General features: G+C 47.2%; 18 protein-coding genes. All 18 read right to left on the minus strand.

The window, feature by feature from the left end:
- Window positions 1-51: 51 nt before the first annotated feature.
- On the minus strand, window positions 52-813 hold the full coding sequence (locus NSS94_RS22635) for a WecB/TagA/CpsF family glycosyltransferase (protein WP_029514607.1): 762 nt from the start codon (window positions 811-813) through the stop codon (window positions 52-54).
- 8 nt (window positions 814-821) lie between these two features.
- A complete protein-coding gene (csaB, locus tag NSS94_RS22640) occupies window positions 822-1,958 on the minus strand; it encodes a polysaccharide pyruvyl transferase CsaB (protein WP_341040182.1) in 1,137 nt (378 codons plus the stop codon).
- Window positions 1,934-3,949 (minus strand): DUF5693 family protein, encoded by a 2,016-nt coding sequence (locus NSS94_RS22645; RefSeq protein ID WP_029514609.1) that lies wholly within the window; start codon window positions 3,947-3,949, stop codon window positions 1,934-1,936. The genes csaB and NSS94_RS22645 overlap by 25 nt, the downstream gene beginning before the upstream one ends.
- 259 nt (window positions 3,950-4,208) lie before the next feature.
- On the minus strand, window positions 4,209-5,927 hold the full coding sequence (locus tag NSS94_RS22650) for a phospho-sugar mutase (RefSeq protein WP_029514610.1): 1,719 nt from the start codon (window positions 5,925-5,927) through the stop codon (window positions 4,209-4,211).
- Window positions 5,928-6,025: 98 nt separating this feature from the next.
- Window positions 6,026-6,472 (minus strand): 3-hydroxyacyl-ACP dehydratase FabZ, encoded by a 447-nt coding sequence (gene fabZ, locus NSS94_RS22655; RefSeq protein WP_013312312.1) that lies wholly within the window; start codon window positions 6,470-6,472, stop codon window positions 6,026-6,028.
- 764 nt (window positions 6,473-7,236) lie between these two features.
- The gene (locus NSS94_RS22660) at window positions 7,237-7,449 is read right to left on the minus strand and encodes a DNA-directed RNA polymerase subunit beta (protein WP_029514611.1); all 213 of its coding nucleotides are present in this window, start codon (window positions 7,447-7,449) and stop codon (window positions 7,237-7,239) included.
- A 10-nt stretch (window positions 7,450-7,459) separates the two neighbouring features.
- Window positions 7,460-8,287 carry a flagellar hook-basal body protein gene (locus tag NSS94_RS22665; protein ID WP_340933439.1) on the minus strand — a complete coding sequence of 276 codons (828 nt, stop codon included), beginning with the start codon at window positions 8,285-8,287 and terminating at the stop codon, window positions 7,460-7,462.
- A 13-nt stretch (window positions 8,288-8,300) separates the two neighbouring features.
- Complete coding sequence (locus NSS94_RS22670; RefSeq protein WP_165146178.1) at window positions 8,301-9,185, minus strand: flagellar hook-basal body protein; 885 nt, start codon at window positions 9,183-9,185, stop codon at window positions 8,301-8,303.
- A gap of 121 nt (window positions 9,186-9,306) precedes the next feature.
- Window positions 9,307-10,305 carry a rod shape-determining protein gene (locus NSS94_RS22675; protein WP_023990703.1) on the minus strand — a complete coding sequence of 333 codons (999 nt, stop codon included), beginning with the start codon at window positions 10,303-10,305 and terminating at the stop codon, window positions 9,307-9,309.
- Between the two features lie 171 nt (window positions 10,306-10,476).
- Complete coding sequence (gene spoIIID, locus NSS94_RS22680) at window positions 10,477-10,764, minus strand: sporulation transcriptional regulator SpoIIID (RefSeq protein WP_007432737.1); 288 nt, start codon at window positions 10,762-10,764, stop codon at window positions 10,477-10,479.
- Window positions 10,765-10,965: 201 nt separating this feature from the next.
- Window positions 10,966-11,706: a M23 family metallopeptidase gene (locus NSS94_RS22685; RefSeq protein WP_209947806.1), complete on the minus strand. Its 741-nt coding sequence runs from the start codon at window positions 11,704-11,706 to the stop codon at window positions 10,966-10,968.
- A gap of 70 nt (window positions 11,707-11,776) precedes the next feature.
- Complete coding sequence (gene spoIID, locus NSS94_RS22690) at window positions 11,777-13,204, minus strand: stage II sporulation protein D (protein ID WP_341040185.1); 1,428 nt, start codon at window positions 13,202-13,204, stop codon at window positions 11,777-11,779.
- 227 nt (window positions 13,205-13,431) lie between these two features.
- Window positions 13,432-14,787: a UDP-N-acetylglucosamine 1-carboxyvinyltransferase gene (gene murA / locus NSS94_RS22695; RefSeq protein ID WP_029518503.1), complete on the minus strand. Its 1,356-nt coding sequence runs from the start codon at window positions 14,785-14,787 to the stop codon at window positions 13,432-13,434.
- A gap of 324 nt (window positions 14,788-15,111) precedes the next feature.
- Window positions 15,112-15,363, minus strand: a complete 252-nt coding sequence (locus NSS94_RS22700) for a DUF1146 family protein (protein WP_039271550.1) — start codon at window positions 15,361-15,363, stop codon at window positions 15,112-15,114.
- A 347-nt stretch (window positions 15,364-15,710) separates the two neighbouring features.
- Window positions 15,711-16,124, minus strand: a complete 414-nt coding sequence (locus NSS94_RS22705; RefSeq protein WP_013312322.1) for a F0F1 ATP synthase subunit epsilon — start codon at window positions 16,122-16,124, stop codon at window positions 15,711-15,713.
- Between the two features lie 70 nt (window positions 16,125-16,194).
- Window positions 16,195-17,595 (minus strand): F0F1 ATP synthase subunit beta, encoded by a 1,401-nt coding sequence (gene atpD / locus NSS94_RS22710; RefSeq protein WP_029518505.1) that lies wholly within the window; start codon window positions 17,593-17,595, stop codon window positions 16,195-16,197.
- A 121-nt stretch (window positions 17,596-17,716) separates the two neighbouring features.
- A complete protein-coding gene (gene atpG / locus NSS94_RS22715) occupies window positions 17,717-18,583 on the minus strand; it encodes an ATP synthase F1 subunit gamma (protein ID WP_023990707.1) in 867 nt (288 codons plus the stop codon).
- 175 nt (window positions 18,584-18,758) lie between these two features.
- Complete coding sequence (gene atpA, locus NSS94_RS22720; protein ID WP_029518506.1) at window positions 18,759-20,273, minus strand: F0F1 ATP synthase subunit alpha; 1,515 nt, start codon at window positions 20,271-20,273, stop codon at window positions 18,759-18,761.
- Between the last annotated feature and the right edge of the window lie 18 nt (window positions 20,274-20,291).

Here is a 20,291-nt window from a genome sequence, read left to right on the forward strand (position 1 = left end):
CTTCATATTCTGGCAAATTAGCGGGTTTTGGAGGCAGATTCAAGCTATTTATCACACTTTTGTGACGTTTTCTTTTTCGCGCATCACTTTCGCGGCGAATTTCGGCAGCGCAAGCATTCTTTTGTAACGGCTTGGCTCTTTGAGGAGTCTATATAACCATTCAGCCCGTAGCTTTTGAAACAATTTAGGTGCGCGTTTGGTTCTGCCTGATATAACATCGAAGCTGCCGCCAACCCCCATCATCACCGGTACACCCAACTTTTCCTTATATTTACCAATCCAGGGTTCCTGTGTGTCCGCTCCACGTGCTACAAACAATAAATCAGGATTTGCTTCACGAATAGCTGCAATTACGGCTTCATCCTCTTTTGGTCCAAAAAAACCATCACGCTTGCCACAAACCGTAATTGCGGGATAAAGCTCATGTACCCGCTTTGCGGTCGCTTGAATCACCTCAGATGTTGATCCCAGTAAATAAACCTTCCAATGATAGTTTTCGCCAGCTGCAAGTAATTCATGTAACAAGTCAAAGCCCGCTACACGCTCAGGTACAGGATGTCCTACATAGTTTGCAGCCCACACTACGCCGGTCCCATCCGGGACAATCAGCTCCGCCTGTTTCATCACGTTCATGTACACTGGATCTTCCAATGCTGCCATTACCATTATCGGATTGGCAGTGATCACTTGATGGGGCCGGCGAGACTCCACTGCTTGAATTAATACATTTAATGTATCTTTCATATTAAGCCTTGATACCGGAACACCGAAAATCGGGACGGTAGGCACATTCGTAACCTTATCAACTGTCACTGTATCCATCATCCTTTGCGACACAAGTAATTAACGATATGCTGCGCCGGTAAGCGAGCCTCACTTTTTAACAAAGCAATGGCCGCTCCCTGGCTCTCGATCCATTGACTTCGCTGATCCAGCAACCGCATAGAATCATTAGCCAGTTTTTGTCCATCCAGTGCCTCTGTAGTGCCTACAGGCTGGCTACCGACACGGCTGAGGAAATGATCAATTTTAGGATCATAGGATATCCCCAACGGAGGCACCTGATGGGATGCTGCATAGATCAAGCTGTGTAATCGCATCCCGATCATCAAACTGCAACGACTGACTTCCAAAAGCATCTGTTGAGGATCGGTGACTTGATCACACATGCTTACAAGGCTTCCCGTCCCCCTAATATCCCCCAACAAATCCATTACCATCCTTGAAGCCTGCTCGTCATCAGGCAGATGGAAAGGTAAAAAGCGTAAGTGTACACGGCGCTCAGCAGCTAATTTTTTTAAGCCCTCCGCGATAGCCTTCAAATCGCGGCATTCCTTATCCCAGTAACGTACAGATACGCCAACGATCGGAGGTTGATCCTGATCAGTCTCAGTTGCTGCTTTATGCAGCTCGGAACCTGGGGGCAATGGAAGCCCCATTACCGGATCAGGAACAACTTCAACAACCGGGTTCTTTAGTTTCATAGTATCCAGTAGTGCGGCAGACTGCTCATCTCTTACAGAAACATATTCACAGCGCTGAAACACAGAACGGATCATAGGATAAAATATCTTCCGTTGTACCGGGCCAATGCCCTGAGCATATACAAATGTCGGCTTTCCAGCCCATTGGGCCAGTTTCAGAATCGCCAGATAATACGGAATACTTTTAGGGCTTGTTGCATCCTGGAGCAGGCTCCCGCCGCCACTTATTAGCCCATCGCTGTTTTTAATCGCTCTACGAACTTCCCCCAAACTCATCCGCGGTACAGCTTCTACTCCGTACATTTTCTGTGTCCAAGCAGGGTCAGAAGATAGAACAACAGGCTTGACCGTGATACCCGCCTGACGGCTCTCCTCCTCTAAAGCTGTCAAAATCGACTTGAGCACCGCCTCATCCCCACTATTGTGAAAGCCGTAATAACCCGAGATGATTATCGTTTGAGCTGTGGTGACCATTTCTTCCAACACCCTTCCAGCACTTGCCACACGACAATTGCGATGATTCCCAGCACCAGACCGAAGCCCAATCCTAACAGCCCGCGACTAAGCGACAGTGCCGCTGGAGAGTGAATGTGAGCAAAGGTATCCACCATAGAGGCTTGACCAATAGCAGCTATAATCAGCAAATAGATTGCTTTGCGATATTTCAAACTCAGGAACGCTCCTGCAATAAACAGTGGGTGAGCCATCAAAAATTCCTTATTGCGTGGACGTACACCAAACGCATTTTCAAGGAAGTTCCGGAATGCCAGCTCCGTATTCGACACTGTGCCCGCATTTCCAGTACGAGTCAAATAGTAATAACCTGCGGCTGCGATAACAGCCAGTGCGATCACCCACAATACAGTAATCGGCGTACGTAGCAGCTTGGAAATTTCCTCTCGTATAGAAACGCCACGATAAAAGAAAATATATATCGCTGCCAAGAAGATCGGCAGAATGTGAAGCAAGCTTACACCTCTGAATTGGTTCAGCACAAGGCTGTAAGCAATATTATTCAACAGAGCAATAACAAATGGTACTGCAGCCAGCGACAAAATCGCTGTCCGTACGTACAGTATAAGCGTTTGAATCAAACGCTGACCTGCAGAAAGTTCAGACCCCTGTTCACGTTTAATTCTAATCGTGTGCACAGCAATGATCATTGCAACCGTTGGTCCGCTAATCGCCGCGAGTAGGGCTAGACCTTGCTCCATCAAGCTGGAGTTCAAAACATAAAGTCCTGCTGAACCTACCAAACCGAGTGCAAATGCCAGCAAAGTCAATGCCGGGACGAAATAGGACACCATAATGGAGAAGAATGCCAGTGCACCTAGTACGACAATCATTTTCAGATAGCGCTGAATGGACGAATCGACTACTTGGAATGGTTCAGCCTGTCCGAGTTCAAACCCCTTTTTCTCCATCCGTTGTACAGCGTTACCCGGCTTGTCCAAGCTGTGGATCAGGTTATCTACCGAATCCTTCACCTTGGCTTCAGCAATACTACGGCTAGGCGCGGTATTCAGATACAACATGCGAATATTACGATCCTTGGTAGCCAGAGCAAAACGATCGGCCAACGTTTCCACATCCAGCGTTGCATCTTTATCGCTCAATGAGTATAAACGCACAACGTTATAGTGGATATCGTAAGCGAGCTTATTGAAGCCTGCTTGCGGTTTTTTTAAGTTTTCGATAGCAGCTAGGCCAATATCGTATTTGTTCAGCAATTTAGCAAATGCCGCTAAGCTATGCTCTTTCTCGTTATCGGTGAAGCCTTTGACTGAATCACCTTCAAACAAAATGCGTTTTACACCATTCTGCTGAAAGGAAGCAAGCATCTCTTCTGTCAACTCCTGGTTGTAAGGAAGACTGTCGCTCATCCGTGGAACAATAAAAAATCCTTTGCTCCGAAGCTGCTTCATCGCAATCGGGTCAGGCTGCATGGGCTTGAGGTACGCATCCTCTGGAGATGTTTCCACAACTAACCCTTCCTGTCCCTGATAAGTCCAAGGTTTTACATTTATGTCCAGGCTTGTAAACGTACGTAAAATTAACGGCTTTAATGCCTCCGCATTTTCTTTGTCAGCAAAAACAATATACGTAAAATTCTCATTTGCAGGTGAAAGCCGTTTTTCCATATCGGCAATGTTCTGAGTCGTATAGGTTACGACACGGCCCGCTTTACGGAAATCATCCAACGTACTTTCATACATCGCCATGCTGTTCACACCCGCTTGCTGTAAGCGGTCAAGCTGCTCATTCAGATAGTCCTGCGGATGAGCCTGATACGAGGCTGCCTCCGTCAAATCCCGATAATCGAATACAATCTCTACTTTTTTACTCGAGGATTCTGTCTTCACACGATCGGCGATGACTGGAATGGAAGCCAGCAAGCCGACAGCCACCAAAATCCATAACCATTTTCGAGAAGCCGTATTCCAATATTGCCATTTCTGATACACCAAAGAACCTCCTTAATATTCGGGATTTTGCAAAATTCAATGCTGCCCACCTTGTCGTACTCAACCTTTTGGTAGGTCACTCATTGAATTTTGCAAAATCCTCCGTTGCCGGAATAAGCCTATTTTCCCAAAGCCTCTTCCAGGTTATTCTGCAATACAGAAATGACCTCCACGGCGTACTGCCCTTTGCCGTGAGAGGTCACCGATTACTATATCTTATCCAATTACCTTAACCTATTCTATTATAAAGGGATTTTTCTCAAGCGTCTACGCGAGCCATAACAGCATCGACCAGGTGGCTGATTCTTTGCTCCGCGTCTGACAGCGAGGAACCGCGTACCGCAAAGTATACTTTGATTTTCGGCTCTGTTCCCGAAGGGCGCAGGCAAAACCACGAACCGTCCTCCAGTAAGAATTTGAGTACATTTTCCTGTGGAAGACCGTCCAGACCTTGTGAGTAGTCCAGTACCTTATCTACCTTCACGCCTGCAATCTCTTGAGGCGCGTTGCTACGCCAATCGGTCATTTTGCCCTGAATCTGTGCTACTCCATCCTTACCCTTAAGAGTACGAGACTCCAGCTTCTCAAGGAAGTAGCCAAACTGCTCGTACAGCTCTTGTAAAACATCATAGAGCGTCTTACCTTGTGTGCTGTAATAAGCAGCAGCTTCAGCGATCAGCATAGCCGCCAAGACAGCATCCTTATCGCGAGCGTAATTCCCTGCCAAATAACCATAGCTCTCTTCATAGCCAAACAAGTAGGTGTACTCGCCAGTTTGGTCAAACTGGTTCATTTTCTCGCCAATATACTTGAAGCCAGTTAGCGTGTTAAACACGGTTGCTCCAAAATGTTCGGCAATAACTGCACCCATTTCGCTGGTTACGATGGTTTTGATAACAGCCCCATTATTCGGAAGCTTGCCTGTTTCTTTCAGCTGATTCAATAAGTAGTAAACCATGATCGCACCAGACTGATTACCGGACAATACTACATATTCGCCATCACGGTTTTTCACAACTGCACCCATACGGTCAGCATCAGGGTCTGTTCCGATCAACAGATCTGCACCAATTTTCTCACCTAGCGCAATTGCCAGTTTAAACGCATCGCGTTCTTCCGGGTTTGGCGACTTAACAGTCGAAAATTCAGCATCTGGCAGCTCTTGCTCAGGTACAATATGCACCTGTTCAAAGCCGATTTTCTCCAGTACACGACGAACCGGTACATTTCCAGTGCCATGGAGAGGCGTAAACACAACTTTGAAGTTTTTGCCTGGTCCGGCTGCAATCAGCTCACGGTTCACACTCACACTGGCTACCGTATCTACAAACGCTTCATCTTCCTCTTCTCCAAGCCAAACCAACAATCCCTGTGCCTCTGCTTCCTCACGTGTCAGACTGCGAATGTCAGCAAAAGAAGGAACCTCACGGATATAACTAATTACCTGTTCAGCCTGATCAGGAACAAGCTGACCCCCTTCATCGTTGTATACCTTGTATCCATTATACTCAGGAGGATTGTGACTGGCTGTTACAACGATCCCTCCACTGGCTCCCAAATGACGTACACTAAACGAAAGCTGTGGCGTTGGACGCAAGGAAGGGAACAACTTAGCCACGATACCATTGCCTGCCAGCACCAAAGCTGCATCCAGAGCAAACTCTGGCGAAAAGTGACGCGAATCATGTGCAATAACAACCGAAGGTTTGCCTTCTTTACCAGCATGCTGTTCTAAAATATAGCGAGCCAACCCTTGAGTCGCACGTCCGATGACGTAACGGTTCATCCGGTTACTCCCTGCTCCGATCACTCCACGCAGACCGCCTGTGCCAAATTCCAGCTCTTTGTAAAAGCGATCCTCCAGTTCCTGCTCGTTGCCTTCCAATGCGCGCAACTCCTGTTTGGTTTCTTCATCAATATAAGGGTCTTGCAGCCAGCTCTCAATGCCTTCTAATGCTTTTTTACTCAACTGCGTCATACGGAATTTCCCCTCTCCATTTTTGGTTTATCAAAACAGGATTTCTATGTACACTTGCACTCGGTTCAGACCTCGTGCTTATGTCGGAAGAGCTTTATTTATTGGGGAGGGTCAGATAAAGCAAACATAATTTCGCCCTCAGCTACTACCGTATCGCCTACTTTAGCCGTAGCTTTCCCTTTGCCAAATGCGCCTTTGGAACGAGTGATTTCCACTTCAAGCGTCAACGTATCCCCAGGAACCACCTGTCCTCGGAAACGGAAACCATCCAATCCTGCCAAGAATCCGATTTTGCCACGATTGCTCTCTAGGTGCAGTAATGCGACTGCCCCAACTTGAGCCAGTGCTTCGGTAATCAACACACCAGGCATAACGGGATACCCCGGAAAATGTCCAATGAAATGAGGCTCATTCATCGTTACATTTTTAATACCTACTGCTCTTTTCCCTTCCTCCAGCTCAATAATACGATCCACCAATAAAAATGGCGCTCGATGTGGGATAATCTCCTGAATTTGATTAACATCCAATTGCAATTTGTCCATTTACCTTAATAACTCCTCCCGCTTGCAGGTCTGACTCTGTATCAATCATGAGTTACTGCAAGCATAATATTACCCCGCCTACGCTGTATAAAAACAGCTCTTGGCGGCAACAATGTTAGATATCCTTCACCTACTGCAGAAGTGGAGGTTGAGATAAGGGGCTTTTTCCGCCGGTTATGCAACCTGAGGCGCGAAGAAGCCCTTTTGCCCGTGCTTGGTTTTACCCCGCAGTGTTATAAACTTCCCCATCATTATACAGTTATCAGATGCAAAAAGAAAATTACGCAGAAGTACCATATTGAGTGCTCCTAATATGGTGTAAAGCGGGAATTCATTTGAGCTAAAGGGAGGGACTACGGGGATGGATCATTCTTCCGATCGCTGTTAACCTCGGATTTTCCATTGTATAAGAATTCAAGGGTAAAATCCGAGGTTAAAGGCGAAGCTATCGCTTCTTCAGAACGATTCCATCCCCTCCGCCGAGTTACTTTTAGCTCAAAAGGAAAGCCTCGCTTCAATAATGCTCGCTTGTCGGGAAAGGCGGAACAAAAGTGAAGGCCTCTGCGATGGCCTTCACTGACCGCAATCCATGCGTGGGAGTTTCCTGCCATTGAAGACGAACAAAACCCTGCGCCGTTGGCACAGGGTTTTGTTCGTCTATACTCCCCACACAATGGCGGGTGGTTTATTTTAATAAGAGTGGCACTAATGGCGGGTAGCAGCGGAGCGGTCTTTTCCCGTCACCCCACTCTTTTAAAGTAAACTTAAGGCGCAAAAATAAGATCAATGACATGCTGCCAGGTTTTCCACTCGAATACGCCTGACAACCCTTGCTTACCTACAATTACATATCCTGCAATTAAGCCGCCTAACAGCGATAACAGGAGCAGCAACGGAACTATGAAATAACGAGCAGTACGCCAGCGGGACTTCGTCTTTACAGGCACCGGACGGGAATCAGATTGTTCTTCTTTCATCACCAAATCCTTAAGCCCTCAGATTGTTGGCCATGTTCATCATCGTATCGCTAGAAGTTAATGCCCGTGCCGCCATTTGATACATCCGCTGAACTTGCATCATATCCGTCATTTCGCCCGCTAAATCCACATTAGATTCCTCGAGATAACCAGAACGCACAGATACGTCCGCTGGAACAGCACCTGCCACACCTGCAGCTCCGAATACATTTGCCTCTGTTACACCATTCAACAACACGAACAGGTTATCATCCCGCTGTTCCAGTCCTTCTGGACGCTGTACATCCATTAGCTTGATTCTCTGACCAACTGTCGGAATCCCAGTTCCATTAGCACGAATCAGCAATTCGCCATCCGAGTTAATAGCCACCTTGGAACCCGCTGGAGCAGTCACAGGAACATCATTGTTATCCAGCACGGAGTAGCCTTCAGCAGTGGTCAACATCATCGTCGCACTATCATTCGGATCAGGAATAAAATGAAAGCTACCATCACGGGTCCAAGCTTTTTGCCCATTTCCCTGAACTTCAAACATGGCATTACCCTGGATCGCCAGATCAGTAGGAAGTCCCGTCTCCTTGAGCGGACCTTGCTCCATATTTTTCATGATTGCGGCCGTTTTAACTCCGTAGCCCAAATTATAACCGAGCGGCATGGCCCGTCCATTTTGGAGATACGTTGAAGGCTGTTGTTTCACATTGGCCAATACATCTTCAAAGGAACCCTGTTTACTCTTATAACCAACTGTATTGACATTAGCAATATTATCGGCAATTAAATCCAAACGCTGCTGCACACTGGCCATAGATACCATTGCACCAATCATGGAGTTGTTCATCACTTACCCCCTGTTATACACGGCCTACTTCATTAACGGCCTTGTCCAAGCTTTTATCATAAAATTGAATTACCTTCTGATTCGCTTCGTACGCTCTTAACGCAGCCATCATATCCACCATTGACTGTGAAGCATCTACATTAGATACCTCCAGGTAACCTTGACGAACGGATACAGCATCATTAGCGGTCATCATCCTAGCTGTAGCACCATCAGTATCATTCAGACGGAAATTCCCATTACCCTCACGAACGAGCTGGTACGGACGATCAATGACACTAATACCGAGCGTCGTCCCCAATGTCTGGTTGGACTGGCTATCTACCAATTCGCCCCGCTCATTTACTTTAAGCTCTGAGACAGCCCCGGTCAATTGAATTGGGTTTCCATTCGTATCCAGCACCGCTGAGCCAGTCGATGAAAGCAATGCTCCCGCTCCATTTACTTGAAAATGCCCATCACGTGTATAACGAACATTCCCATTACTGTCCCGCACCGAAAAAAACGCTTCTGGACGGTAGGTGACTTCACCGTTAGCATTGATGAATTTTCCCGCCTGATCAAAAGCCATAGGTTGACCAGTAGCTGGGTCGTTCACATTAATATTGGACTGTATCGCAAAATCCGTCGCTTGTCCACTGTCCTTTAGTGCTCCCTGAATGTAAGGGGAGAGGCTTTCCTCAGCAAAAACGCCAGTATTGAGCTTGCCGACCGTACGGTCCGGGTTATCAGGGTTACCACCCGTCATGGATATAAGCATTTCGGGGAAAGAACGCTGAACACTGTTCTCCTGTTTGTATCCCGTCGTATTCATATTAGCAATATTTTGCGTCACGGTGTCATGGCGTCGTTGTTGTGTCATCAATCCGGCGGCCGCAGTATATAAACCTCTCAACATGTAACGTGCACCCCAATCCTATACTCTGCTAAAATCATATGCTCGCGCGGAGGCACGAAGGCCAAAATGCTAGGCAACCTGCCTGACCGCACACGAGTCTCTTATAGTCACTATCGGCAGATTAGAACTTTTTCTTAACCACATGATCCAAATTATCTAGCATAATTCCTGTACCTTTAACAACACAATGCATCGGATCTTCGGCAACCAGTACGGGAACGCGCAGTTCTTCAGCAAGTAGCTCGTCCAATCCGCTAAGCAAGGCACCGCCACCAGTCAAAATAACACCACGGTCAATAATATCAGCTGACAGTTCCGGTGGGGTCTGCTCCAATACAAACTTGGCCGCAGCAACAATCGCTGACACAGGATCTCTAAGTGCATCCTGCACTTCATCTGCAGATATACTTAACGTTTTGGGCAATCCGGATACCATATCCCGTCCACGGATGTCCATCTCTGCACGACGTCCACTCGGATGCACAGTTCCGATAGCAATCTTGATATCTTCAGCCGTACGTTCTCCGATCAGAAGCTTGTACTTCGTTTTTACATATTTCATGATGGCTGTATCAAATTTGTCCCCTGCCATTTTAATGGAAGAAGCTGTTACGACATCCCCCATAGAGAGGACTGCAACGTCAGTCGTTCCGCCACCAATATCCACTACCATGTTGCCGCTAGGCTCAAAAATATCCATTCCTGCCCCGATGGCAGCCGCTTTTGGCTCTTCCTCCAAAAATACTTCCTTGGCCCCGCTACGTTCCGCCGCTTCACGAATCGCTTTTTGCTCCACTGAGGTAATGTTCGTTGGCGCACAAATTAGAATACGAGGGTGGCTGTACCAGCTTTTTCCCCCCACCCGATTGATAAAATATTTTAACATCGCTTCTGTTACTTCAAAATCGGCGATGACACCATCACGTAATGGACGGATGGCTATGATATTACCAGGAGTACGTCCCACCATACGGCGCGCTTCCTCTCCGACAGCCAGGACTCTTTTTGTATCGCTTTCTATCGCGACAACGGAAGGTTCGTCAAGAACAACCCCCTTCCCTTTGACGTGGATAAGCACGTTGGCCGTACCGAGGTCGATACCGATATCATTACTGAACATATTAAAAAGGCCCCCAAAGTGATATTTTAAAAAGCTAAGATTCGACAAGAAGCGGCAAATATATGTATAAACCTACGGTTACATGTCATTTTTCGTCTTGTACCATCTTTTAACATATCATACTTCAGGGGGTTGATTCAATGGCTTTGCCAGCCAATTCACTATATATTTTTAGGACTTGCCGGAAACGAGAATTTCCCTTCGTTTGCCACTCGTTTTTTTGTACTTAATTTTCGTGGCTTCTCCCCCCCGCAGATGGCGGATGGATTTATGGTATTCAAGAATGTGCTTCACCTGATCGGCAAGATCCGGGTTGATTTCAGGCAGCCGTTCGGTCAGATCTTTATGCACCGTGCTCTTGGAGACACCAAATTCCTTGGCAATCGTACGGACCGTATTCCTTGTTTCCACGATACAGCGACCGATTTTGATGGTCCGTTCCTTGATGTAATCGTGCACGCTCCCGCCTCCCTACTGTGGATAGTTTGGTACATTATATGAGGAGCGTGCCTATATATTCGCGGTTTGGCGGGAAGACATGCTTCGGAAGGCCTATTTATTTGGCAAAAGCAGCTTATGTTTACCTTATGCACAAAAACTACACAAGAAAAAAGCAGGGAATATGGATTCCCCGCTTTGCATGCAAAGCCATGACCAGATTTATTTTTTAGGAAGCAGACCTGCTGGATTCACAGGCTTGTCATCCTGATACACTTCAAAATGCAAATGTGTTTTCAAATCCTTTTCAAGCTCGTTACGACCCGCTGAAGCAATCACATCGTTTTGTTTCACTTGATCGCCTTCTTTTACTTTCAGATCACTCAAGCTTTGGTACACCGTTTTGAGATTATTATCATGCGTAATTTCTACGACATTACCTACCAGCGGATGTTGTTCCACACGAGATACTTTGCCACTCAGGGCGGCTCTTACTTCAAACGCCTGATCGTCAGTCCGGGAAAGATCAATCCCAGTGTTAGCGGTAAATGTTTTATCGTACTCTACCATAGCTGCCGCCTGCTCATCAGCGGTCGCATTCTCATCAAAGAACGGCTTTACGACCTGTACTGCGCCAGCATCTGCCACTGGCCATGCGATATTTTCCGACTGGGCAACGACTTCCACGCTTTCTGGCTGTTGTCCGTTAACATCGGTATTCATTGCACTTGTGCTTTGTACCGATGGACTAGCTGGGTCAGGTTTGAAAGACTTCTGGCTGGCATCCTGATAGACCCACACTAAAGTTAGTATAATGGCTGCTGCGGCAATGTAGGCTGCCGGGTATGCCCACCTTTTGGACAACAGCTTTTTCCACGAAGACGGCCGCGAAGCTCTTCCACCCTGAAAGGTTTTGGGTGTCTCTTCATGGTTTTGGTTCTGGTTTTTATTTTGTTCATTCATTTGCTCATCACCTCAGTAACCAGTGTTACCGGGTGCAACTCTTTTATACTTCAAAGTTTCGAAATATTTACTAACTTAGAATACGAGAGGCTTGCGCAAAAGAAATGCCAGTATAATAGTGAAGGAGTATTTGAGTGGCAGTATGACCTTCTTTGGCCATTCCATTGGCTCCCCACTGACTCATACCAACACCATGACCATAGCCATAGGTTGTTATAGCAATCCGGTCCCCTTCAGCCTTCCACGTAAACTCAGCCGAACGCAACCCCAGTTTGTTACGGATCTCAGGTCCTGTAAAGATTGAGCCACCAACTTCAATTTTCTTGATGCGATGTCCTTCTGTCTTGGAGAGTATACGAATTTCTGGCATACTTCCTCCTCCAGTAGAGGCGGCAATTGCAGTACGACTTAACCCCAATCTATCGAACACGCTTTGACGACTCAGTGTGACGGTTTCTGAATAACGCGGGGCCAACTGCTTGTCCCATGGACTTGATACGCTTCGTAAATAGGGCACTGCCTTCGCCCACACATCCTCTGAATTTTCGGTGTAGCCATTGCTAGTAGAAAAAAAAGATGCCGTAATGGGCTTGCCTTCATATACCATGATCGTATCCTTGGTGTCTCGTACGGCCTGCTGAATTTTAGCCAGCTCTGCGGATTTACCAGAATGTCCCCATTCTCTAGTAAGTTTAGCTTTGGAGATATAAGCCTGATGTTTAACAGTATCCGTCACATCTGCTCCCGCAGGGGCACCGCTAGTGTCATCAGCCAGCAAGCGCCGGGCAATGAAGGTACGCGCGGCTATGGCCTGCGCTTTCAGTGCCTCCCCCTCAAAGCTGGGCGGCATTTCGGCAGCTACTACGCCGACAATGTATTGCTCCAGCGGTAACGTCTCCGTGCGACCGGTGGACGTGACATACACACGCACGTCTGGCTCTGTCGCCACCGGTACGCTACGCGTTGGCGCAGCGGGCACCGCTGGCATCGGCGGGACGCCCGGTAAGCGCGTGACGGGCGTCTCACCCTTTGCTGTCACGCTAGGCGCAGTCGGTACTGCCGTGCGGCTGCTTGGCGGCACCGGCTGCGCCGTCTGGCGAGGCCACGCCATTAGCGCGGGCACAGCCATGGCAAGCACCAGCACCCCTGCCATGGCGGCGAATGGCAGCCATGGGCGGCGGCTGCCCCAGCGTGGGGCACGCCCGGCGGAAGGACGCAGGTGCGGCAGCGGGCTTGCAGCGCATGTGTCATGGGTCGCTACTCCAGCGATAGGCAGAGTCGTATCAACGGAGTTCACAGCGGAAGGCACGACTGTTGTACGCCGATTGGGCTTGACGCCAGTCGGCAATGTACCTCTTGCGTCCGGCTGCTGTTGCATAAGCTTATTTTTCTGTAACAAGGTAGCTATAGAGCCAGTGTCTTCCTCCGCAAATGAAGCCTGGCGATGTTCCTTAGGATGATGAATGGGTATACGGATGCGAACCTGTGAATCTTTCATAGGCTGAAACCTCCATCAAAGGGCTAAATGTCCGGCTGAAAGTATAGATATACTCCAGCAGATATTTTCAATCATATGAAGTCGTCCACTTTGATAGAACCATTTTAAGAGAACTGAAAGAATGAAAAAGACTGGCTATAAACAATAAAAAGAACCAGTCCTTTCGGACTTGGTTCTTCGTTGTTTAAGAATATACGTATGCAACATGAAGCTACATGCGTTAAAGCTTAGGCGAGGGAAGGCTGAATCTTCTTAAACAGATTCCCAGACGCCTCTTCCGGCATTACGCGCTCTGTACTGGGTGAATGATCCAGTTTGGACTCTTCCACGGTCACTCTGTAAATGTCCGCTCCCAATCCGGTCAGCTTCTCAGCCAAATGAACGTAACCACGATCGATGTGATGTACGCCGGATACCTCCGTTGTACCTTCTGCAATGAGTCCGGTCAGAATCAACGCAGCACCTGCACGCAAATCTGTAGAGGTTACTTTCGCACCTGTCAGCTTAGCATTACCCGTTACAATGGCAGAACGGCCTTCGACCTTAATCTCCGCATTCATGAGATGAAATTCATCCACATGCATGAAACGATTTTCAAACACGGTTTCCGTAATAATGCTCGTTCCTTCAGCGGCAAGCTGAAGTGCCATCATCTGTGACTGCATATCGGTAGGAAAACCTGGATAAGGCAACGTTTTAACATCAACGGCTTTTAACGGCTTATCTGCAATGACACGAATTCCGTTCTCATCAGGTTGAATGGTTACACCCATTTCTTCCATCTTGGAAATAACCGGACCCAAATGATCGGATATTGCGCCTTCTACATATACGTTCCCGCCTGTGATCGCAGCAGCAACCATATAAGTACCTGCTTCTACCCGGTCGGGAATGACGGTATGTTTTACACCATGCAGCTTCTCAACGCCTTCAATACGAATAACGCCCGTGCCCGCACCACGTACTTTGGCACCCATTCCATTCAGGAAATTTGCGAGATCAACAATCTCAGGTTCCTTAGCAGCATTCTCGATGGTAGTTACGCCCTCAGCAAGAGTAGCGGCCATCATAATATTCTCGGTTGCCCCTACGCTGGCTACATCCAAATAAACTTTAGCTCCACGCAGACGCCCGTTACTTTTAGCTTCAATAAAACCTTGGCCCAGGCTAATTTCCGCGCCCAATGCCTCAAAACCCTTCAAATGCTGATCAATGGGTCGCGTTCCGATTGCGCATCCGCCTGGAAGCGAGATTCTTGTACGTCCCAAACGCGTAAGCAACGGTCCCATAACCAAGAATGAAGCGCGCATTTTCCTAACCCACTCGTAAGGGGCTTCACAGGAAATTATCTTCCGCGCGTCAACACGAATGACCTCATCTTGGTATGTAACGCCTGCTCCTAAGGACTCCAGCACTTTGTTAATGGTCATCACATCGTCTAGAGGAGGTGCATCAATAATGACACTTTCTCCTTCTTCTCCTAGCAGAGAAGCGGCGATGATCGGCAGAACTGAGTTTTTGGCTCCGCTGACTTTGACACTCCCGGTCAATCTGTTGCCACCGCGGACGATAAATTTGCTCATCTATGGTTCCCTCCGCGCGTCATTTCTCTTTTCCATTCTGGAAAAAAAGAACATATTCCGCTATTTTCATGCCTTGCTTTTTCATTACATAAAAAAACAAGATTTTACTAATACCCTAACTGCCATCATACCACTGATTAAAACAAGTATACAAGCGTTTTTTTGTACTTGACGACCATTGTACTCTAACTGATTCAGCCAGCTATACATGTATGGTTCTTTTGTTTACCATTGTTAACAATATGACGCGATGTTATTCGACAATTCCCGCAGAGACACAGTCATAAGGTCATATAACCCGCCTACTTCATGTTAAAACAAATTCTAGAGCATCTGGCTCCAAGAGATGTAGCTCAACAGGAACCCCGAAACCAACTGTCCCAAAATAATAGCAAGAAACAAGTGCAGCAATCTGCCCTGCGGTCCTTTGGGTTGTCGGATTAACAAATCCAGCTTTAAGCTCTGTAAAGCCCACCAAGCTAATGCTATACAGAGGAGCGATACGATCATAGAGATCAGCGCGGTCATACTCGCCGATTGACTTAGCTGTTCAGCCAATTGCTGTTTCCCGTTCAACCATAATTCCCCCCATCTGCGTCACAGACTTCTTTATAATACTCGGCGAACGCCTAATATGCCAGTGCTATTTCTGTTTTTAGGACATTTATTTCGACAAAATGTGATTAATCACTTCTGTTTCGTGAATTTAAAAGGTACTAAATACCTAGCAGCCAGGCAAGAAATAGGACTGTACATTTGGTAATAACAGCTAAAAAAAGAGTCCGATCACAGTGATCGAAGGAAGCAAGGTTCCTCCTCACCCTCTACCGGACATTTTCTGGCAGAAGTTATGAATTGGTCTCCTTGTCGTTCCATCCGTATACTATGCCGAACCCTTTTAAAATTCCACTTAAACTCCAATATTAATTCTTATTGGTTCTGATGCTTGTAGCATTTAGACGGTTAAGCGCCCGTTGCAGAGCTACTTCCGCCCGATGATGATCTATCTGTTCCTGCTTGCTCTGGAGCCGCAGTTCTGCCCGCTCCCTTGCCGCACGGGCACGCTCCACATCAATTTCTTCGGAACGTTCCGCGCTCTCAGCCAAAATGACCACTTTATCCTTGCGGACTTCAAGAAAGCCCCCATTGACCGCGATCACTTCGGTTTGACCACCGATTTTAATGCGTATCGGTGCAATCTTCAAGGGAGTGACCAAGGGAAGGTGTCCGGGCAAAATCCCAAGATCGCCTTCCGAGCCGCGAACACTGATGCTGTTTACCTGTTCTGTATAGACCAGGCGCTCCGGCGTCACAATCTCTAGTAAATACGTGCTCACTTGAATCCCTCCTGGAAGCTGTCCGCAGACAGCTCACTTCGTAAGGCTCGGCTAATCTTTGCCTGTATGTTTACAGCGTTTTAGCTTTTTCAACTGCTTCTTCGATGGCTCCTACAAAAAGGAAGGCCGCTTCTGGAAGGTGGTCATACTTGCCTTCCAAAATTTCTTTGAAGCTTCGTACAGTTTCTTTAACCGGCACATATTTACCCGGGAAGCCGTTAAATGTTTCGGCAACGTGGAAAGGTTGAGAAAGGAAACGCTGGATTTTACGTGCACGTGCTACCAACATTTTATCTTCTTCACTCAGCTCATCCATACCCAGGATGGCAATGATATCCTGAAGCTCATTGTAGCGGGCCAAAATTTGTTTTACCCCTTGCGCTACATTGTAATGCTCTTCACCCACAACGTCTGGAGCCAAAATCCGGGAGCTTGATGCAAGTGGATCAACCGCCGGGTAAATACCCATTTCGGAAATTTTACGTTCCAGATTCGTTGTAGCATCCAAATGGGCAAACGTTGTAGCAGGAGCAGGGTCAGTGTAGTCATCCGCAGGCACGTAGATCGCCTGAATGGAAGTAACGGAACCTTTTTTAGTAGAAGTAATCCGTTCTTGCAATTGACCCATCTCAGTAGCCAGCGTAGGCTGGTAACCTACTGCTGAAGGCATACGTCCCAACAGGGCAGAAACCTCAGAACCCGCTTGGGTAAAGCGGAAAATGTTATCAATAAAGAGCAACACGTCACGGCCTTCTTGGTCACGGAAGTATTCCGCCATCGTCAGACCTGTGAGAGCTACACGCAAACGTGCACCCGGAGGCTCGTTCATTTGTCCGAACACCATCGCTGTTTTGTTGATAACGCCGGAATCTCTCATTTCATGGTACAAGTCATTTCCTTCACGTGTGCGTTCACCTACACCCGCAAATACAGAAATACCACCATGCTCCTGAGCGATATTGTTAATCAATTCTTGAATGGTTACGGTTTTACCTACACCAGCACCACCAAACAATCCGACTTTACCACCTTTGGCATAAGGAGCCAGCAAGTCGATAACTTTAATACCGGTTTCGAGCATCTCTGCTTGAGTTGTCAGCTCATCGAAAGAAGGAGCTTGACGGTGAATTGGGTTTCTAGCCGTTTCACTCATATCAGCACCATTATCAATTGGCGTTCCAAGTACGTTAAATACGCGTCCAAGAGTTGCTTCGCCGACAGGTACTGAAATAGGTGCTCCCAGATCTATGGCTTCAGCTCCACGAACCAAACCATCTGTGGAAGACATGGCAATACAACGCACACGGTTGTCACCTAGATGTTTTGAAGCTTCGAGCGTCAGGTCAATTTTGACTCCGCTCTCCAGCACAGTCCCAATATGAATGGCATTCAGGATTTCCGGAAGCTGTCCACGTTCAAACTCAACGTCGACAACCGGACCCATGATGCTCACTACGCGTCCTTTGTTCATCTTTTGGTTTCCCTCCTACAAGCTTGCACAGCCGCAAATCCGAACCACTCTGATTTGTTTTGCGCCCGCAATTTATCATAATAGTGTAGACTCTGCTATAAAACAGTCGCTATAAGCCTGATTAAGACTGAGCACTTGCCCCTGCAACGATTTCCGTAATTTCCTGGGTAATAGCCGCTTGACGAGCACGGTTATAGGTCAAGGAAAGCTCACCAATTAACTTGGAAGCATTCTTCGTAGCAGATCCCATTGCCGTCATCTTCGCTCCCAGTTCACTAGCTTTACCATCCAGCAAAGCGCCGTAAATGAGCGTTTCCGCGTAACGCGGTAGCAATACTTCCAGCACTCCTTCTGGTGAAGGCTCATACTCATAGTTAATTGAGGATGAAGCTGTAGCTGAATCCGGTGTTGCCATTGGTAACAGACGGTCAACTGTTGGAATTTGAGTCAATGCGTTGACAAAGCGGTTATAGCATAGATAAAGCTCATCAAATTCTTTAAGTTCAAAGCCTTGTACAGCCTTGCTTGCAATCGTTTTGATATCTGCAAAAGCAGGTGTATCCGACAGATCTGTTACCGATTCAGCGATAGGAAATTCACGACGTCTGAAATAATCCCGTCCTTTTCGTCCAATGATGAAAATCACAAATTCATCCTGTGAACGGTGACGTTCAGAAATCGTCTGCGTAACCTGTCGTAAAATATTGGCGTTATAACCACCAGCCAGACCACGATCAGATGTAATGATGAGATAAGCAGTCTTTTTAACCGGACGCGTTTCCAGCATTGGATGCTTGATGTTATTCGCTCCAGAAGCAATGCTACTCACAACTTCCTTAAGCTTTTCCGAGTAAGGACGAGCCGACTCCGCTTTCTCCTGAGCTTTTCTCAGCTTGGATGCAGCGACCATTTCCATCGCTTTCGTGATCTGCTTCGTACTCTGCACACTTTTAATCTGACGTTTAATCTCGCGCATACCTTTTGCCATGATTTCACCACCTTCAAGCTTTGGCAAAGCCAAAGCTAACTTCGTAAGATTCAAATCCAGCCGGGCATATGTTAAAGGGCCTGTTATTGAGGGTAAAATATGCCAAGGAAGCCAAAACCCGGAGGGCACGCTTCCTTAGAACATCTTTCATCATAAACAGGCAAATTCCAATGTATTATACCGACGTGGCGAATGATTTTTTGAATTTCTCGATAGCTGCCTTCAAAGCCGTTTCGTTATCAGCCACCAAGTCTTTCGTGTCGCGGATAGATTGAAGCACGTCCTGATGGTCAGACACCATGAAAGACAGGAAGTCTTTTTCAAAACGTTTTACATCCGCTACAGGGATATCATCAAGGAAGCCTTTTACAGCAGTATACAAGCTCACTACTTGTTGCTCTACAGCAAGCGGTTGGTTAACACCCTGTTTCAGAATTTCCATCATGCGTGCGCCGCGATCCAGACGGGCTTTTGTGGATTTATCCAAGTCGGAACCGAATTGGGAGAACGCTTGAAGCTCACGATATTGAGCAAGATCCAGACGCAGGGAACCTGCTACCTTTTTCATTGCTTTAATCTGAGCTGAACCACCTACACGAGATACGGAAATACCTACGTTGATCGCCGGACGTTGTCCTGCATAGAACAAGTCAGCTTCCAGGAAGATCTGTCCATCTGTGATGGAGATAACGTTGGTTGGAATATATGCAGAAACGTCGGAAGCCTGTGTCTCGATGAACGGCAATGCGGTAAGTGATCCGCCGCCCAACTCATCATTCAGCTTCGCTGCACGTTCCAGCAAGCGAGAGTGAAGATAGAAAACGTCACCCGGATATGCTTCACGGCCCGGTGGACGACGCAGCAACAGGGACAATTCCCGGTAAGCTGACGCTTGTTTAGTCAAGTCATCATAAACAACAAGGACATGCTCGCCTTTGTACATGAAATACTCACCCATAGCGCAGCCAGAGTAAGGAGCAATGTACAGCAATGGTGATGGCTCGGAAGCTGATGCCGTAACGACAATCGTATATTCCAGCGCACCGTGACGACGCAATGTTTCAACAACTTGAGCTACCGTGGATTGTTTTTGACCAATAGCGACATAAATACATTTCATGCCGTTACCTTTTTGGTTCAAAATTGCATCGATTGCGATAGATGTTTTACCTGTTTGACGGTCACCGATGATCAACTCACGTTGACCACGACCAATTGGAACCATCGCATCAATAGCTTTAATCCCCGTCTGCATAGGCTCATGTACCGATTTACGGGCCATAACGCCTGGAGCCTGACTTTCAACCGGACGGAATTCTGTTGTAGCAATCGGTCCTTTACCGTCTACTGGTTGCCCCAATGGGTTAACTACACGTCCAATCATTGCTTCCCCTACAGGGACCTGCATGATCTGGCCTGTACGTTTTACTTGACCACCTTCACGAATGTCGGAGAATTGACCCAAAATAACAACACCGACATTGCTTTCTTCCACGTTGAGCGCCAAGCCCAATACGCCAGTGTCGAATTCAACCAATTCACCGGCCATAACTTTTTCCAGTCCGTAGACGCGGGCAATACCGTCGCCGACTTCAACAACAGTGCCGACTTCAACGACCTCGATATCATTTTTATATTGTTCAATCTGACTTTTAATCAATGAACTGATTTCCTCAGGTTTGATACTCAAGTGTGTTCACCCCTATCT

Source organism: Paenibacillus sp. FSL L8-0644 (genome assembly GCF_038008165.1).
Classification (GTDB): Bacteria; Bacillota; Bacilli; order Paenibacillales; family Paenibacillaceae; genus Paenibacillus; species Paenibacillus polymyxa_D.